Source organism: Flavobacterium sp. N1994, assembly GCF_025947145.1.
Classification (GTDB): Bacteria; Bacteroidota; Bacteroidia; order Flavobacteriales; family Flavobacteriaceae; genus Flavobacterium.
Genome location: NZ_CP109999.1, coordinates 2,177,217 through 2,192,682 on the forward strand (window position 1 = coordinate 2,177,217; position 15,466 = coordinate 2,192,682).

The 15,466-nt window shown below is 30.8% G+C and carries 14 protein-coding genes; 12 read left to right on the forward strand and 2 right to left on the reverse strand.

The window, feature by feature from the left end; translation table 11 throughout:
- The first annotated feature begins 9 nt into the window (after nt 1–9).
- From OLM53_RS09675 to OLM53_RS09720, 10 genes are all read left to right on the forward strand, one after another.
- Nucleotides 10–1,704 (forward strand): DUF6909 family protein, encoded by a 1,695-nt coding sequence (locus OLM53_RS09675; protein ID WP_264520029.1) that lies wholly within the window; start codon nt 10–12, stop codon nt 1,702–1,704.
- 10 nt (nt 1,705–1,714) lie between these two features.
- Nucleotides 1,715–2,695 carry a hypothetical protein gene (locus tag OLM53_RS09680; RefSeq protein ID WP_264520030.1) on the forward strand — a complete coding sequence of 327 codons (981 nt, stop codon included), beginning with the start codon at nt 1,715–1,717 and terminating at the stop codon, nt 2,693–2,695.
- 3 nt (nt 2,696–2,698) lie between these two features.
- Nucleotides 2,699–3,556, forward strand: a complete 858-nt coding sequence (gene rfbA / locus OLM53_RS09685; protein WP_264520031.1) for a glucose-1-phosphate thymidylyltransferase RfbA — start codon at nt 2,699–2,701, stop codon at nt 3,554–3,556.
- Between the two features lie 3 nt (nt 3,557–3,559).
- Nucleotides 3,560–4,111 (forward strand): dTDP-4-dehydrorhamnose 3,5-epimerase, encoded by a 552-nt coding sequence (rfbC, locus tag OLM53_RS09690; protein ID WP_264520032.1) that lies wholly within the window; start codon nt 3,560–3,562, stop codon nt 4,109–4,111.
- Nucleotides 4,105–4,935, forward strand: coding sequence for a dTDP-4-dehydrorhamnose reductase (gene rfbD / locus OLM53_RS09695; protein WP_264520033.1), 831 nt, complete (start codon nt 4,105–4,107; stop codon nt 4,933–4,935). The genes rfbC and rfbD overlap by 7 nt, the downstream gene beginning before the upstream one ends.
- Before the next feature lie 8 nt (nt 4,936–4,943).
- Entirely contained in the window at nt 4,944–5,903 is a 960-nt protein-coding gene (locus tag OLM53_RS09700) for a glycosyltransferase (RefSeq protein ID WP_264520034.1), read from the forward strand.
- Nucleotides 5,904–5,907: 4 nt separating this feature from the next.
- Complete coding sequence (locus OLM53_RS09705; RefSeq protein WP_264520035.1) at nt 5,908–7,740, forward strand: glycosyltransferase family 39 protein; 1,833 nt, start codon at nt 5,908–5,910, stop codon at nt 7,738–7,740.
- A 45-nt stretch (nt 7,741–7,785) separates the two neighbouring features.
- Nucleotides 7,786–8,325, forward strand: coding sequence for a hypothetical protein (locus OLM53_RS09710; RefSeq protein ID WP_264520036.1), 540 nt, complete (start codon nt 7,786–7,788; stop codon nt 8,323–8,325).
- Between the two features lie 63 nt (nt 8,326–8,388).
- Nucleotides 8,389–9,660, forward strand: coding sequence for an oligosaccharide flippase family protein (locus OLM53_RS09715; RefSeq protein WP_264520037.1), 1,272 nt, complete (start codon nt 8,389–8,391; stop codon nt 9,658–9,660).
- Nucleotides 9,657–10,922 (forward strand): O-antigen ligase family protein, encoded by a 1,266-nt coding sequence (locus tag OLM53_RS09720; protein WP_264520038.1) that lies wholly within the window; start codon nt 9,657–9,659, stop codon nt 10,920–10,922. Before OLM53_RS09715 ends, OLM53_RS09720 begins: the two co-directional genes overlap by 4 nt.
- Here the strand turns inward: OLM53_RS09720 and OLM53_RS09725 are convergent.
- Both OLM53_RS09725 and OLM53_RS09730 read right to left on the reverse strand, forming a co-directional pair.
- A complete protein-coding gene (locus OLM53_RS09725) occupies nt 10,907–12,067 on the reverse strand; it encodes a glycosyltransferase family 4 protein (protein ID WP_264520039.1) in 1,161 nt (386 codons plus the stop codon). The two genes, OLM53_RS09720 and OLM53_RS09725, sit on opposite strands and share 16 nt — an antisense overlap.
- A gap of 5 nt (nt 12,068–12,072) precedes the next feature.
- Nucleotides 12,073–12,849: a 2OG-Fe(II) oxygenase gene (locus OLM53_RS09730; RefSeq protein WP_264520040.1), complete on the reverse strand. Its 777-nt coding sequence runs from the start codon at nt 12,847–12,849 to the stop codon at nt 12,073–12,075.
- Nucleotides 12,850–13,050: 201 nt separating this feature from the next.
- On the opposite strand from OLM53_RS09730, the gene OLM53_RS09735 reads away from it, so the two are divergent.
- Both OLM53_RS09735 and OLM53_RS09740 read left to right on the forward strand, forming a co-directional pair.
- Nucleotides 13,051–14,166: a DUF1972 domain-containing protein gene (locus tag OLM53_RS09735; RefSeq protein WP_264520041.1), complete on the forward strand. Its 1,116-nt coding sequence runs from the start codon at nt 13,051–13,053 to the stop codon at nt 14,164–14,166.
- Nucleotides 14,099–15,460, forward strand: a complete 1,362-nt coding sequence (locus OLM53_RS09740; protein WP_264520042.1) for an O-antigen ligase family protein — start codon at nt 14,099–14,101, stop codon at nt 15,458–15,460. The genes OLM53_RS09735 and OLM53_RS09740 overlap by 68 nt, the downstream gene beginning before the upstream one ends.
- Nucleotides 15,461–15,466: the final 6 nt, after the last annotated feature.

Here is a 15,466-nt window from a genome sequence, read left to right on the forward strand (position 1 = left end):
AATAATTTAATGAAAGAAATTAAAAACATTTCGCGCTCTAGAGCGCAAGAATCGTCGGCAGCTATCGAACGATTGTACATTACCATGAGACATTTATTCAACAGAGGTTTTTACAAACCCATGGGTGTTTCGGGAGAAACTTTAAGAGAGGCCTTATTATCTTTAAGACCTGAAATTTACGGAAGTATTGCAGAAGAAAAAGTAGAACTTAGCGGTTTACTTTATGTAATTGAAAGGCTTCCTGTTGGCATAGAAGAATGCCGTTTTATCAATTTAACTTCAGATGAAGGGTATTCAAAATCACAATTCAAACCTATTGTTCCGCCCAAAAGGAGAAGAAATTGTTATCGAATTGATGATGAACAAATGAATGTGGAAATCACCCGAGGACGTTCAGACATTTACGACATTTTAACTCACTTAACTTTTATTTTTATCGAATCGCATAAAATAAAAGACAGAGTTTTATTAGATGATGTTGAAGTAGAGGTTACTCGTGATTGGGAAAAACTGGGTCAAACGGTTTTACAAAACAAGAAACTGTCATTGGTTGAAAAAGAAATAGCCATTTCACATGCAGCTAATGTTTTAGGAAGAAGTTTTTCGGAAGTGATAGATATTTATGAAGATTTTGCCACTAAAGAAAAACCAGATCGTTTTTTACATGTTATTTATTGGTTGGGAAAATTAGCCATTGAAGAAGTGGTTGACAACAATAAGAGAACCATTACTTTTAGTCCGATACTAAGAGAAAGATTGGGTCACCATATTCATGGCGAAATTTGGGCCAATAACATCAAAGAAGTATTAAAAAACAATAATCTTTTAGAAAGACCCATTCACATCATTAGTGCCAATATGCATAGTGTGATGAATTCGATTTTTGCTACAACGGTTTTAAAAACTAAATTCAAAGACAAATCTGATTTTTTTATTTATGAAGAACTAAGCAAATCAGGAGCAAACGATCTACGAAATAAAGTAGAAGATGTTGCTTTAAAGCAAGGAATGATTTCACTTCCGGATGATGCTTCAGGAACCAATATCGATGTTCAACTATTTGATACCGCTAAAATTGATTGGTCAAAAACCAGCTTCCCAAAAGCAAAAGTAGGCAAAGAAGCACCAGTATTAATTGTAATGGATTATGCCTTTGGAGAACAAGCTTTTGAAACTATAGATGAATTGTTGAAACCTTATAAAGAAGGCAAAAACAGAACCTTTCTAGATGTTGAATCGGTTTCTATTATGGGTAAAGCGGGAATTCTTGAAGGAGGAAAAGGAGATATTATGATACCTTCAGCTCACATCAATGAAGGGACGGCTGATAATTATCCTTTTGAAAATGAATTGACTGCTGAAATGTTTGAAGGAAATGGAATACCAGTTTTTTCAGGGCCTATGGTTACTGTTTTAGGAACTTCACTTCAGAATAAGGATTTATTGCGATTTTTCCATGAATCAACTTGGGAAGTAATTGGACTTGAGATGGAGGGGGCTTATTACCAAAAAGCAATTCAATCAGCATCAAAAATCAGAAAAAGTATTCCTCAGAATGTAAAAGTCCGTTATGCTTATTATGCGTCTGATAATCCTTTGGAAACGGGAAGTACATTGGCTTCAGGAGGTTTAGGAACGACAGGGGTGAAACCGACTTATTTAATTACCATTAAAATATTAGAACAAATTTTTAACGTAAAATAATTATTTTTTTATGAGCGCAACACCTCAAAACAATGACAATCAAGAAATCGATTTGTCGCAAATTTCGAAAAGAATAGGAGGTTTTTTTGAGAACATATCAACTAGCATTTTTAGAGGTTTTTTGTTCTTTAAAAGAAACATTTTATGGATTGGAATTTTATTTATTCTTGGAGTTGGTATCGGTTTATATCTTGACAAAACCACTAAAGTATATGATAATGAAATTATAGTTTCTCCAAATTTTGGTTCTGTCGATTATTTATATGCAAAAATTGATTTGATTAGTTCAAAAATTAGCGACAACGACACCCTTTTTCTAAAAAATGTTGTTGGAATACAGCAACCTAAAAAGCTCAAAAAAATTACCATTGTGCCAATTACGGATGTTTATAAATTTATCGATAATAAGGCACAAAACTTCGAGCTGATTAAATTAATGGCTGAGGATGGTGACATCAAAAAGATAGTCAACGAATCGTTAACAAGCAAGAACTATCCGTATCACTTGATTTCATATACAACAGATAAAGAAACGTCAAACGAAAAAACGGTTCAGCCCTTATTGAAATATCTAAATAATTCGGATTATTACGCCACAATTCAGAAAGCCTATTTGAATAACGTCAAAATAAAAATGGCTGAAAATGATTCTATCATTTCACAAATAAACGGGCTTTTAAATGCCTTTTCTAACACCACAAACGGTTCTCAAAAGAGTGATAAATTGGTCTATTATAATGAGAACTCTCAATTAAATGAAGTTATTAAAACTAAAGATGCTTTGTCTAATGAACAAGGTAGTCACAGAATAGAATTAGTTAACTTTGATAAAATAGTGAAAGACAATAGCACAACATTAAATATAAAAAACACTCAAGTAGTAAATGGGAAAATGAAAATAGTACTACCGTTATTATTTGTATTTTTATTCATTTTAGGAGGATACTTTAAGTCCTACTATCAGAGACAAATGGCAAAATTGAAAAAATAGATTATGAAAGGAATTATATTAGCAGGAGGGTCAGGAACAAGATTACACCCATTGACATTAGCTGTTAGCAAACAGTTGATGCCGATTTATGATAAACCTATGATTTATTATCCGTTATCTACTTTAATGTGGTCTGGAATAAGAGAAATTTTAATCATATCAACTCCTCATGATTTACCGTTATTTCGTCAATTATTAGGCGACGGAAAAAATTTAGGATGCCGTTTTGAATATGCGGTTCAAGAAAATCCAAATGGTCTTGCGGAAGCTTTTATCATTGGAAAAGAATTTATTGGAAACGATAAAGTGGCTTTAGTTCTAGGAGACAATATTTTTTACGGAACAGGTCTTTCGGATTTGTTATTAGCCAATAATAATCCCGATGGAGGAATTATTTACGCTTATCATGTTCATGACCCAGAAAGGTATGGAGTTGTTGATTTTGACGCTAATGGGAAAGTATTATCGATAGAAGAAAAACCGGAACACCCAAAATCAAATTTTGCTGTACCAGGGATTTATTTTTATGATAATGATGTTGTTGAAATTGCGGCGAATATCAAACCTAGCCATAGAGGCGAAATAGAAATTACCGATGTAAATAAAGAATATTTAAGAAGAGGCAAACTCAAAGTAAGTATTCTCGATAGAGGTACGGCTTGGTTAGATACAGGGACATTTCAATCTTTGATGCAGGCTGGACAATTTGTACAGGTTATTGAAGAAAGACAAGGTTTGAAAATTGGAGCCATAGAAGAAGCAGCTTACCGAATGGGATTTATTGACGCACAACAGTTAGAAAAATTAGCCCAACCTTTATTAAAAAGTGGTTATGGCAAACACTTAATAAGCCTGATTTAATTTATGAATTTTATAGCAACCAAACTAGAAGGGTGTTTTATAATTGAACCTAAAATAATTCAAGATGAAAGAGGTTATTTTATGGAAAGTTTTAACGAAAACACTTTTCAAAAAGGAGTAAATCAACCAGTTCATTTTGTTCAGGACAATCAATCGTTTTCCTCTAAAGGGGTTTTGAGAGGATTGCATTACCAAACAGGCGAATTTGCTCAAGCAAAATTGGTTAGGGTATTACAAGGAGAAGTTTTAGATGTTGCGGTTGATATAAGACCAGACTCACCAACATTTGGACACTATGAATCGGTAGTTTTATCAGGAGAAAATCAAAAGCAATTTTTTGTCCCTAGAGGATTTGCCCACGGATTTTTAGTCTTGAGTGAAACAGCTACTTTCTTCTACAAATGTGACAACTTTTACAATAAAGAATCAGAAGGAGGTATCATTTTCAATGATAAATCGATAAATATTGATTGGAACTTTCCAACTGAGGAATTAATCATCTCCGAAAAAGACAAAGTACAACCCACTATAGAAAATGCCAAAAAAGCATGGTAGTTTTAGTAACTGGAGCTAACGGACAATTAGGACAAAGCTTGCAATTTATTGCTTCAAATTATCCTAGACTTCATTTCGTTTTTTGTTCCTCTTCCGATTTGGATATAACTAATTTCGAAAATTGTCAAGCAACTTTTTCAAAAATAAAACCCCAATACTGTATTAACGCAGCGGCTTATACTGCAGTTGATAAAGCAGAAAGTGAGCCAGATAAAGCAAATTTAATCAATGTAATTGGGGCTAAAAATTTGGCTGAAGTTTGTAAAGCTAATGACGCCATATTACTGCATATTTCTACTGATTTTGTTTTTGACGGAAATAAACACACACCCTACAATGAGGATGACACTCCCAATCCTACAGGAGTTTACGGTCAAACCAAATTAGACGGAGAAAAGGCAATCCAAGCTGTTTTTGAAAAATATTATATCATTAGAACGTCATGGGTGTATTCCCAATTTGGCAATAATTTCATGAAAACCATGTTGCGATTAGCTTCTGAAAGAGATTCTCTCTCAGTAGTAAATGACCAAATAGGAACACCAACAAACGCAGTAGATTTAGCGGAAGTTTTAATAAAAATTGTATTGAGCAATAAAAATGTTTTTGGAATCTATAACTTCAGTAACGAAGGACAATGCAGCTGGTATGATTTTGCGAAAAAGATTTTCGAAATAAATAATTGCGATATCGATTTAAAACCAATCCCGACTTCAAGTTTTCCTACTCCAGCCAAAAGGCCTAAATACAGTGTTTTGGACAAAAGTAAGATTAGGCAAGTTTTTGGAATTGAAGTTAAGAATTGGGAAGAGAGTTTAAAATGAATATTTTGATGAAAGAAGTAAAAAAAGTTTATTGTCTAACTCCAGTATACAATGATTGGGAAAGTTGTAGCATTTTATTGAGCCATATAGAAAGACTACAAATGGAACAAAATGACAACTATGAGTTCCACATCATTATTGTAAACGACGGTTCTTCAGAGGAACCTCAAACGTTACTTTCAACATCTAAATTACCCATAACTCTTGTTAATTTAAAAATTAATATTGGACATCAAAGAGCAATAGCTGTTGGTTTGCAATATATACATAATGAAATTCATGATTTTGATTATGTTGTTGTTATGGATAGCGATGGTGAAGACAAACCGGAAGATATTTTAGCCTTGCTTATGAAGAATAAACAAGATTCAAAAGACAAAATCATTTTTGCTCAGCGCAACAAAAGACAAGAATCAACACTATTTAAAACAGGCTATTTCTTTTACAAAAGGCTATTTAGTTACTTAACAGGTCAAAAAATAAGTTTTGGAAATTTCAGTTCCATTCCTAAAAGCTTGTTGATAAAAGTGGTACATCAAAATAATATTTGGAATCATTATTCAGGCGGCATTATACAATCAAAAATACCTTTTGATAAAGTATTATTGGATAGAGGAAAAAGATATAAAGGAGTTTCTAAAATGAACTTTAATAGTTTAGTCCTTCACGGACTAAGTTCTATTGCAGTGTATTTTGACCAAATTTCTATCAAAATTTTGAAACTATCCTTAGCCGGAATTTTTTTGTGTTTCTTATCCTTACTTTACATACTAGGTGAAAAACTATTTACTACTTATGCCATACCTGGATGGGCATCAAGTTTAGTGTTAATTATCTCTGGGATTATTCTTCAATTCTTTTCGGTAACATTGATTGTCCTTTTGTTACAACTCAGTACCCGAAAAAACATTAGTGCTCCCAACGCCAAAATATATTTAGATTTTATAGAAAACATCAAAAAAGTATAGAAAGATGATAGCAATAAAGAATTTAAAGGAAAACCAATGGTTAGCAATTATATTATTCATAGGAGCAATTCTAAGTTTTTACAAGCTTGATTTTCAAAGTCCATGGCTTGACGAAATTCACACTTTAAACGAAGCAAATCCTCAATTAACTTTTTCCGAAGTTTACACGTCTTTGATGACGAGTGAACAAATGCCGCCATTCTATTTTTATTGTATTTATTTCTTATTTAAATTTTTTGGATATTCCATTTTTGTAGCACGATTATTATCTGCTATAACAGGATTATTAAGCTTATACGCTATTTATCTTTTAGGCAAAGAACTTATAAATGAAAGAGTTGGACTGATAGCAAGTGCATTACTATCACTGAATATATTTAACCTTTACTATTCTCAAGAAGCAAGACCCTATGAGCTTTTAATGTTATTTACGATACTTGTTTTTTATAGACTTATCAAACTTATAAGGACTCCAAATACAATTAATGCCATTTATTATGGATTATCAGCTGGGTTGCTATTGCTTACCCATTTTTTTGGTTTGTTTATTATTTTAGCTCATGCCATTATAGGGCTGCTTTATTTAGTAACAGTAGATAAAAAAAGTAGAATTAAAGTAGTTTTAAAATTTGTTATATCGGCAGTAATAGCAATTGGACTTTTTATCCCTGCAATCAAGATTTTTATCAAAGTTTCAGAGATAAAAGAGTTTTGGATTCCTCCTACTACTATCGATACAATAAAACAAATTTTCAAAGACTTTTGCGGAAATTCAGATTTTATTCAGATTTTAGGGATTGTGGCAATTGGTTATTTTCTTTTCCTTCTTTTCAAAAAGAAATACAGTATAGAAAACAAATACTTTTTTGGCGGGATAATTTTATTTTTATGGGTAGTACTAGTTTTAGCAGTTCCTATAATTCGTTCTTATCTTGTTGTTCCCATGATTATAAGTCGTTATTTTATAACGATTTTACCAGCTTTAATTTTGATGGTAGCTATGGCATTAGATGCATTTAAATTTCAAAAAATTAGCCTTGTTTTTTTAGTTGTTTTCCTAATAGGTTCATCATATGAAATAATCTTTCATAGTAATTATTACACTAGAATAAGCAAAGAACAATTTAGAGAGGGGACAAATTTTATAAAGGCAAATAATAGAAATCAAGAGCCTATTGTTAGTAGTTTGGGGTGGTATTTACCTTATTTTTTTAAGGAAGATTTTGGCAATTATCATGTAGTTGATAAGCCACTTGAAATTTATTTAGCTGACATGCAAAAAGACACGACCAAAATAGAAGCTTTCTGGTATTTTGATGCGTTCGGGAGACAATATAATCCTAATGAAGAATTGCATAAGTTTATTGATAACCATTTTTTTATTGAAAATAATTTCGAAGGTTTTCAAGCTTGGACTAAGCATTTTGTTCCTAAAAATAAATTGCAGACCACTGTAGATATTTCAGAATTTTTACCGTTAAAAGCCAATAATGGCTATTCAATCAGGAGTTGGGTTGATCGATATAGTGACAGCCAAAATAAAGTAGACCTATTTGGATGGGCTTATCTTGAAGGTCAGGATGATACAAATTCGAAAACCACTATAGTTTTAATCAGTGGAAATTCAGCCCAAAGAATATTTCAGTTTGAAAAAGTGTTACGAACGGATATCACAGATTCTGTAAATAAAAAGTTTAATTTGGATAATACAGGATTTAAAGCCACTATTGATAAAACCACTTTATCAAAAGGCAGCTATGAAGTTGGAATTTTAATTGAAGACTTTGTAAATAAAAGAAGAGGCTTGGTACTTACGGGGAAAAAATTTTCTGTCTAGAATAGAAAAAAAGTTCTATTTTTGGCAAATTAAAAAAACATATTTATGAAAAGTAAACTAATTTCTATTCTGTCTCTTTTTATTGTGCTAACATCATGTAAAAACAAGGAAGAATCGCAACCGGTAGAAACTCCAGCAAAGGCTGTAGAAAATAAATTCACAATTACCTTAGAAGCTAAGGTTATAAAGGATGATGCCTTCCATATTTATTATTCTGAGGATGGTTCTCAAAATTTTACAGAGGACAAATCAGTTTGGGTTGAATTCAAAGGGAATCCAAACCCACAAAAAATAAAATTTGAATTACCTGAAAATATTTATCCTACAATGTTAAGATTAGATTTAGGAACAAATAAAGATCAAGAGAACATTGAATTTATCAACTTAAATCTTAAGTATTTTAACTCAACAAAAGACATGAAATGGGGAGATTTCCTAACTTATTTCAGACCTAACGAGTTAGTGACAGGATTGGAAACCAATTTGATTAAGCCAATCAAGAAAGATCCTTACGTTGGGCCATCTTTCTTTCCAATGGATGCCATGAAACCTATGTTGGAGAACTTTGGGAAAAGTAATAAGTAAGCTTATTATACATAAGAGGTACTCTTTACATTTACTAACGTTTATTTATCTTAGCACTGTGTTTTGAAAATCCTAAATAATCTGGCTCAATATCTAGAAAACGCAAAATTAAAAACCTTATCAATTTATCTTTTCGGTCAAGGCTTTAACTTGCTAATACCAATATTAGTTGCGCCATATCTTTTAAGCAAATGTGGGGCAGATAATTATGGTAAAATTGGAGTTGGACTAGCTATAGCCTTTTTTTTAATTGTTTTTATAGATTACGGAACAGATATATTAGGAGTAAAATATATAGCTGTAAACAGAAACAATAATGAGCTCATTGCAAATTATTTTAGAAAAATTTTTGTTTCCAAGATTTTTTTAGCAATTACCGTTATTGTTATTAGTACGATTTCATATTTCTTTGTTCCCTATTTCAAAGAAAATCAGTCGGCATTAGTCTTAGGATTTACTATTTTAATTGGACAGTTTTTAAATCCTGTATGGTTTTTTCAAGGATTAGAAAGATATAATAGTATAACTATTGTTAATGTTGCTTCAAAAGTTATCTATTTACTGCTAATTTTTGCTTTTATAAATGGTAAGGAAGATTACATTTATGTCAATTTCTTCTTCGGAATAGGCATGATTATTCCTAACGTAATTGGATGTGTAAAAATTATCATCGATTATAAAATTAATTTGTTTCAAGTCAAATACGAAGAAATTAGACACTATCTGAAAGAAGATTTTACCTTTTGTTTCTCTCAATTTTTTTTAGCTTTAAAAAATTATGCTCCAGTTGTAATAATTGGGTTCTTTGGTGGTTTTAGCGTTGCCGGATATTATAAAATTATTGAGCAAATCATTATGCCCATTCGAACTTATCTTCAAGTTTTTTTCCGGTTTTTTTATCCAAAATTAAGCTTTAAACTTCACCATAACTATAATCAGGGATTTTCATTTTGGAAAAAAATTAATGCATTAAATTTTATTTTCATATGGAGTATATTGATAACAATTTATTGTTTTTCAACAACCATACTTCATTTTTTCAAAGTAGATTTCAAAATGATTTCTGAATTATCAACACTGTTGCGATTTTTTCTGATTTACCCTTTTGTCTTCTCAATAACCTTTGCTACAGAGCTGCTTTATTTTTTGATTGGCAAACGATCAAATTATATCCGCTTTACGGTTTTCACGGTTATATTTAATCTGATATTGATGTCTTTATTGGTCCCAAAATTTGGTATTATTGGAGTAATAATTTCAATGATTATAACTGAAATTATTTTAATCGTCTTATATTTGATTAGTTTAACTTCAAAAAGAATTGCAGTTCAATGAAAATAAATAAATCTGAGTTTTATTACATTCTGCTTTTCATCATTTGTGTTGTTGTACCAACATTTAATAATTTTGAACTTACCTTTCTAACCTGGGGTCTTGCTGCATTAATAACAGTACAAAGAACTTATTCAGCACAAATATTTCGACTAATATTTATAAAAATTGTTATCATAGTCATTGCAGCTTTTGCCATATTTTTCTATGATTATAAAACCTACAACATCATAAGGGATTTCACCTATCTTATAAAGCCAGTACTAGGGCTTTTGATTGGTTATCAAATCATAAGAAAAATAAAATCAAAGAGTCCTTTTATGGTCATTGTATACGGAAGCTTGGTTTTGGCCGTTATGCATATTTTAATTCTTCTTATTAGTGCCTTTATCTTTAAGATTGCTTCGGTTTCAGAACTAAGACAGTATGGAGGATATTTTAGTGATTTTGAGGTTTACGGCTTAGTGATTTTATTGTTTTCGAATAGAATTGGTCTTGAATTACCTTCCAAGAAAAAGTTGTTATTTATACTTTTAATCGCATTTTCAGTATTCTTATATTTAGCTAGAACCAATTTTATACAATTAGCTATTTTGAGTATTGCTTTGATGGGTTATTTTAAATTAACTCCAAAAAGCATTAAAGTGGTTACATTTTTTGCACTTACTGTTTTAATTGGATATGGCCTTATATATGTTAGTAATCCTAAAAGAAAAGGCGATGCTGTAGAGGAGTTTTTATACAAAATTAAAATTGCGCCGATTGAACCATTTAAGACTAAAATTAATCAGGATGACTGGAAAGACTTTAATGATAATTATAGATCATTTGAAAATATAATGACCGTTAAGCAGGTTACTCACCAAGGGTGGCGAGCAATCTTTTTTGGCAAAGGAATGGGTTCATATATTGATATAGGTAGAGAAATGTGGACTAATGATGGTGAACTCATAAGATTTGTCCCGACGCTTCATAATTCTTATATGACAATACTTTTAAAGGCTGGATTATCCGGAGTGCTATTAATGTTGATTTTCATTTATTATCTACAAAAAAAATACAGATACAACAGCAGAGAAATCATTAACTTGAATAATTTAATCCTAGGGACAGCATTATTTTTAATACTTTCCAATTGGGTCTTTATGGGATTATACTTCAAGGTTGATAACAAGGCTTTACTTATAGGTTTTTTAATAGCCTACAGAGAGAAAATCGCTAAGAAACTAATCTCTACTAACCAATCAGGTTACATAGAGTCGTAAACACTTTTTATTCCTCCAACATAGTTTTTGGTTGAAAAACAAATCTTAACTCTTTCTTGTCCTTTTTCACCAAGAGTTTTGCATAAAGAAGGGTTTTCTATAAGTTTTTCGAGTTGGTCACAAAGATCGGCACTATTTCCAGATTCAAATAAATAGCCTGTTTCTCCATGTAAAATTATTTCTTGCAATCCCCCTAATTTTGATGCTACAACAGGTCTTTTTGACAACATAGATTCTGTAGCCACAAGGCCAAATGATTCAGGTTCAGTAGAGGGTACAACCACAATATCTAATGCATCATAGTAAGGCCAAATATTTTGTTTAAAATCTAATATGGTTGTATATTCAAAAAGTCCATATTCCTCAATTTTAGCTTTCAACTTATCTAAATAATAATCTTGTCCGGGGGGAGTTGAACCTATGTAAACTAAGTGGATGTTGGGGTATTTTGAACATAGCTTTTTAAACGATTTTAATAAAACTTGTTGACCTTTCAAGCGGCTAATCCTCCCAACGAGCCCAATAGCAACAATTGAATTGTTCCTTAGTTTAAACTCATTTAGTCTTATTTGTTCAGTCTCTTCATAGGTAGAAAAAGATTGATTTCTATTTTGACCATTATAAACTATTACAGATTTTTTTTCAATATTGGTACAGTTTTTTTTGAACTGTTCAGCAGTCGCCTTTGAATTAAACACAATTTTATCAGAGAAAAACGAAACAATTTTTGGATACCATTTGGCCAGTTTCTCGGGATGAACTATAATTTCGTGAACATGCCAGAGGTGTTTTTTTCTCAAAAAAAAAGAATAAAAAGCCCCTATAAAAACAGAAATTGCATTAGAGTGTACAAAAGCAACTTTTTGACCTTTAAGTTCTTTTTTAATGTGCAGAATAGACCTAATAATATCAAAAGGGAGCGCTATGAAAAAAGAAGGGTTTAAAACACCTCTTTTAACTTTTATAACTGATGATTTTATCACTTGAATTCCAAGCTCTTCTAATATTTTTTTTAGAGGACCTTCTTCATGCAAAACAACAATAGGGTTGTAGTCTTCAGGATAGTTTTGTAGGAGTTCCAATAATGCTTTGTCAGCACCATATAACTCTGCTGATTGGTTTATTATAAGAACATTTTTTTTCACAGAAATTACTGGTTTTTAGCGGTTGCACTTCCAAAGAATTTATTCTTTGTCTTAACTAAAAAATTATAATTTTTTGCAAATTGTTTTTTTAAGTAAGAAGCATCCTCTTTTGGAAACCAATCAGTTGTTCTTGGTGTTTCAATTAACCGCTCATGAACTTGATACGCATAAGTTGCAATTGAAGTTCTAAACTTTCCGTCAGGGAAATTGGTCATGTCATAACCATGAAGTGTATATGGCCCACATTGTTGAATAATCAAACGGTTAAAAGGAACATCTAATTCGGCTTCTTCATTCGTTCTTAAATCTTTAATTTTCAATTGTCCTTTATATTCGGGTTTCCAGTCTTTATTTAAATACAGTAATAAATTAAGTTCTCTATACCAGTTTTTATTTAAAGGATGGTAGTTAAAGTCTAAATGCATATCTAAAAAACTGTTTTTTTTACCTTGATGTAGACCACCACCAAAGTTTTTAGGATCAACAAAAGTTTTTTTAGCAGTGATATATGCTATGATTTTATTGAATCTCTCAGAAGACAAGTCGTTATATAAATCTAAAAACTCAGGACAAATTTCTTTATAATTTGACTTTTCAAACTTATTGTTTGCAAAGGAATAGTCACGACTTTTATTATTCAATTCAGGTACAGATTCGTATGCTTTTGTTAGTTTTTCTGAATCACAAAAATCATCAATTAAAAGATGTGGAAAAGGTTGAGCTGTTAAATATTGAATACGCAAAGCATCTAAATTCTTTTCAAGTCGTTCAAAATTAATCATAAGATATTGGTTTAATTTAGGCATACAAAAATAGAAATTAAAGTTTATAAAATACATGATTAAAATCATAATTGCTAATAGTGTCAGTTTTAACAACTGTTTTATTGTGATAAAAAAACAATTGAGAAAATATTTTGTAATTAAAGCTATTTAAATGGCATAGTATTTTCTTATTTTTACCGCCTTAAAAGAAACATTATAGTGAAAATAGCCATCTTAGGAACTCGTGGTGTGCCCAATTATTACGGAGGATTCGAACAATTCGCCGAATTTTTTTCAGTGTATTTAGTTGAAAAAGGACACGAAGTATATTGCTACAATTCACACGACCACCCTTATCAGGAAAAGACTTTTCACGGCGTACACATAATACATCAATATGATCCTGAATATAAGTATGGAACATTTGGGCAATTCATTTATGATTACAATTGTATCATGGATTCTCGCAAACGAGATTTTGATATCATTTTACAATTAGGATACACCAGTAATTCTATCTGGCATTTTTTACTTCCAAAAAAATCAATCATTATTACTAATATGGATGGATTGGAATGGAAACGAACAAAGTACTCTAAACCAGTGCAACAATTTTTAAAATTCGCTGAAAAGCTAGCCGTTAACAGTAGTGATTTCTTAGTTTCAGATTCTTTAGGAATTCAAAAATTTCTAAAAGAAAAATACAAAAAAGAATCTACATACATTGCCTATGGAGCTTATCCTTTTTCAACACCTAATGAAGCGATTTTAAAAGAATATAATGTAGAAAAAGAAAAGTACAATATGATTATGGCTCGGTTTGAACCCGAAAATAATTTAGATATGGTTCTTGAAGGCGTAGCAATGAATGAAGATAAAACTCCAATTTTGGTTATTGGCAAACACCAAACAAAGTATGGAGAATATTTAAAAAACAAATTCAAAGACCATGCTAATATTCTTTTTATGGGAGGAATATACAATTTGGAACACTTAAATAATCTTCGTTATTATTCAAACCTTTATTTTCATGGACATTCCGTTGGCGGAACTAATCCTTCGCTATTAGAAGCTATGGCTTCAAGGGCTTTAGTGATTGCCCACAACAATGATTTTAATAGAGGAATTTTAAAAGAAAACAGCTATTATTTTTCCAATCCAAACGAAGTAAAAAATATTCTGAATACAATCAAAAAAAATGATAACTTGCGATTAGTTCAAAACAATTTTGAAGCCATTGTAAATGAATTTAATTGGGAAAAAATAAATGGAGAATATTTACAACTCTTCCAAGAATGTTATTCAAAATCTGATAAAAGAAAGCCAAAAGAATAGCTCTTTTATTCCAATACTTTTAGTCCTTTTATCTATTCCTTTACCTTTTGTATTTAACAATATTGCTTTAGGGGCTTTTTTATTAGTTGCTTTTATTACTTTCAAAAAGCAAAATTTTAGTTTTCAAAAAGAGTTAGTCCTCCCGATTGTACTCTATTTTTTAATGATTGCATCTTATTTTTGGTCTATAGATTCAAAAGAAACACTTGGTGCATTATCCAAAGAAGTACCATTATTTTTGATTCCTTTAGGCTTTCTTCTTTTTAAAAACCAAACTTCAGAACAAAAGAAAAAAATCATTGAATATTACAGCTATGTCATTGTTGCCTTTGTTATATATTACTCTGTTAGAGCTGTAATTCGCTATTTTTTATGGGATGATTCTAGAGTGTTTTTTTATCATGGCGAAAATGATAAAGATTATGGATTGGTTCCAAAATTATTGAACGCTATTCATATGTCTGTCTTTATAGCGTTAGCTTTTTTCTATTTTTTTACTAAAGAAATAAAATCTAAAGCTGACACATTTTTTTCTGTTTTGCTTTTCGGGTTTATTCTTTTACTTTCTTCTAAGAATATCATACTGGTTGTTTTATTTTTGTCATTAATACATATTTTCTTTTTTTCAAAGACAGCCCATAAATTAAGACTTAGGAACCTAATAGTTTTTGGATTATTAATCGTAATAGTTTTTTCGATAGGAAGAATAAAAGACCGATTTAAAGTTGAATTTCAAACCAATACCAACAAAAGTTTAAGCACTGCTGTTGTTGAAGGAATACCTCCAAGTGTACATTATGTGAGCATAAAAGAAGCATGGACAAATCCTACTTTTACACCTAATGATTATTTCAACGGCACAGCTTTTAGAGTATATCAAGCTAGAATTTTTATAGAATTGATAAGTGAAAACCATGTGCTTTTAACAGGTTTTGGTCTGAATGCATCTTACCCTAAAATCAAAGAAAAAGCGATTCAATACAATCTCTATATGGGAGAAAAAAACAACCCAGATAGCGGTTATCAATCTAAAAATTTTCATAACCAGTACATTCAAAATTTTGCTGAATTAGGTGTTTTTGGTTTTGTGCTTTTATTAATTCTATTGATTGTTAATATTAAAAATGCAATTAAATCGAAAGATTTTGTGCATTTTGCTTTCGCAATTCTAATGATAAGTTTATTTTTGACAGAATCATTTTTATGGAGACAAAGAGGAGTTGTGTTTTTTACGATGATGTATTGTCTTTTTAATACAGGAATTAGGACTCTAAATAGTTCCAAAGTTGAATAAAATTAT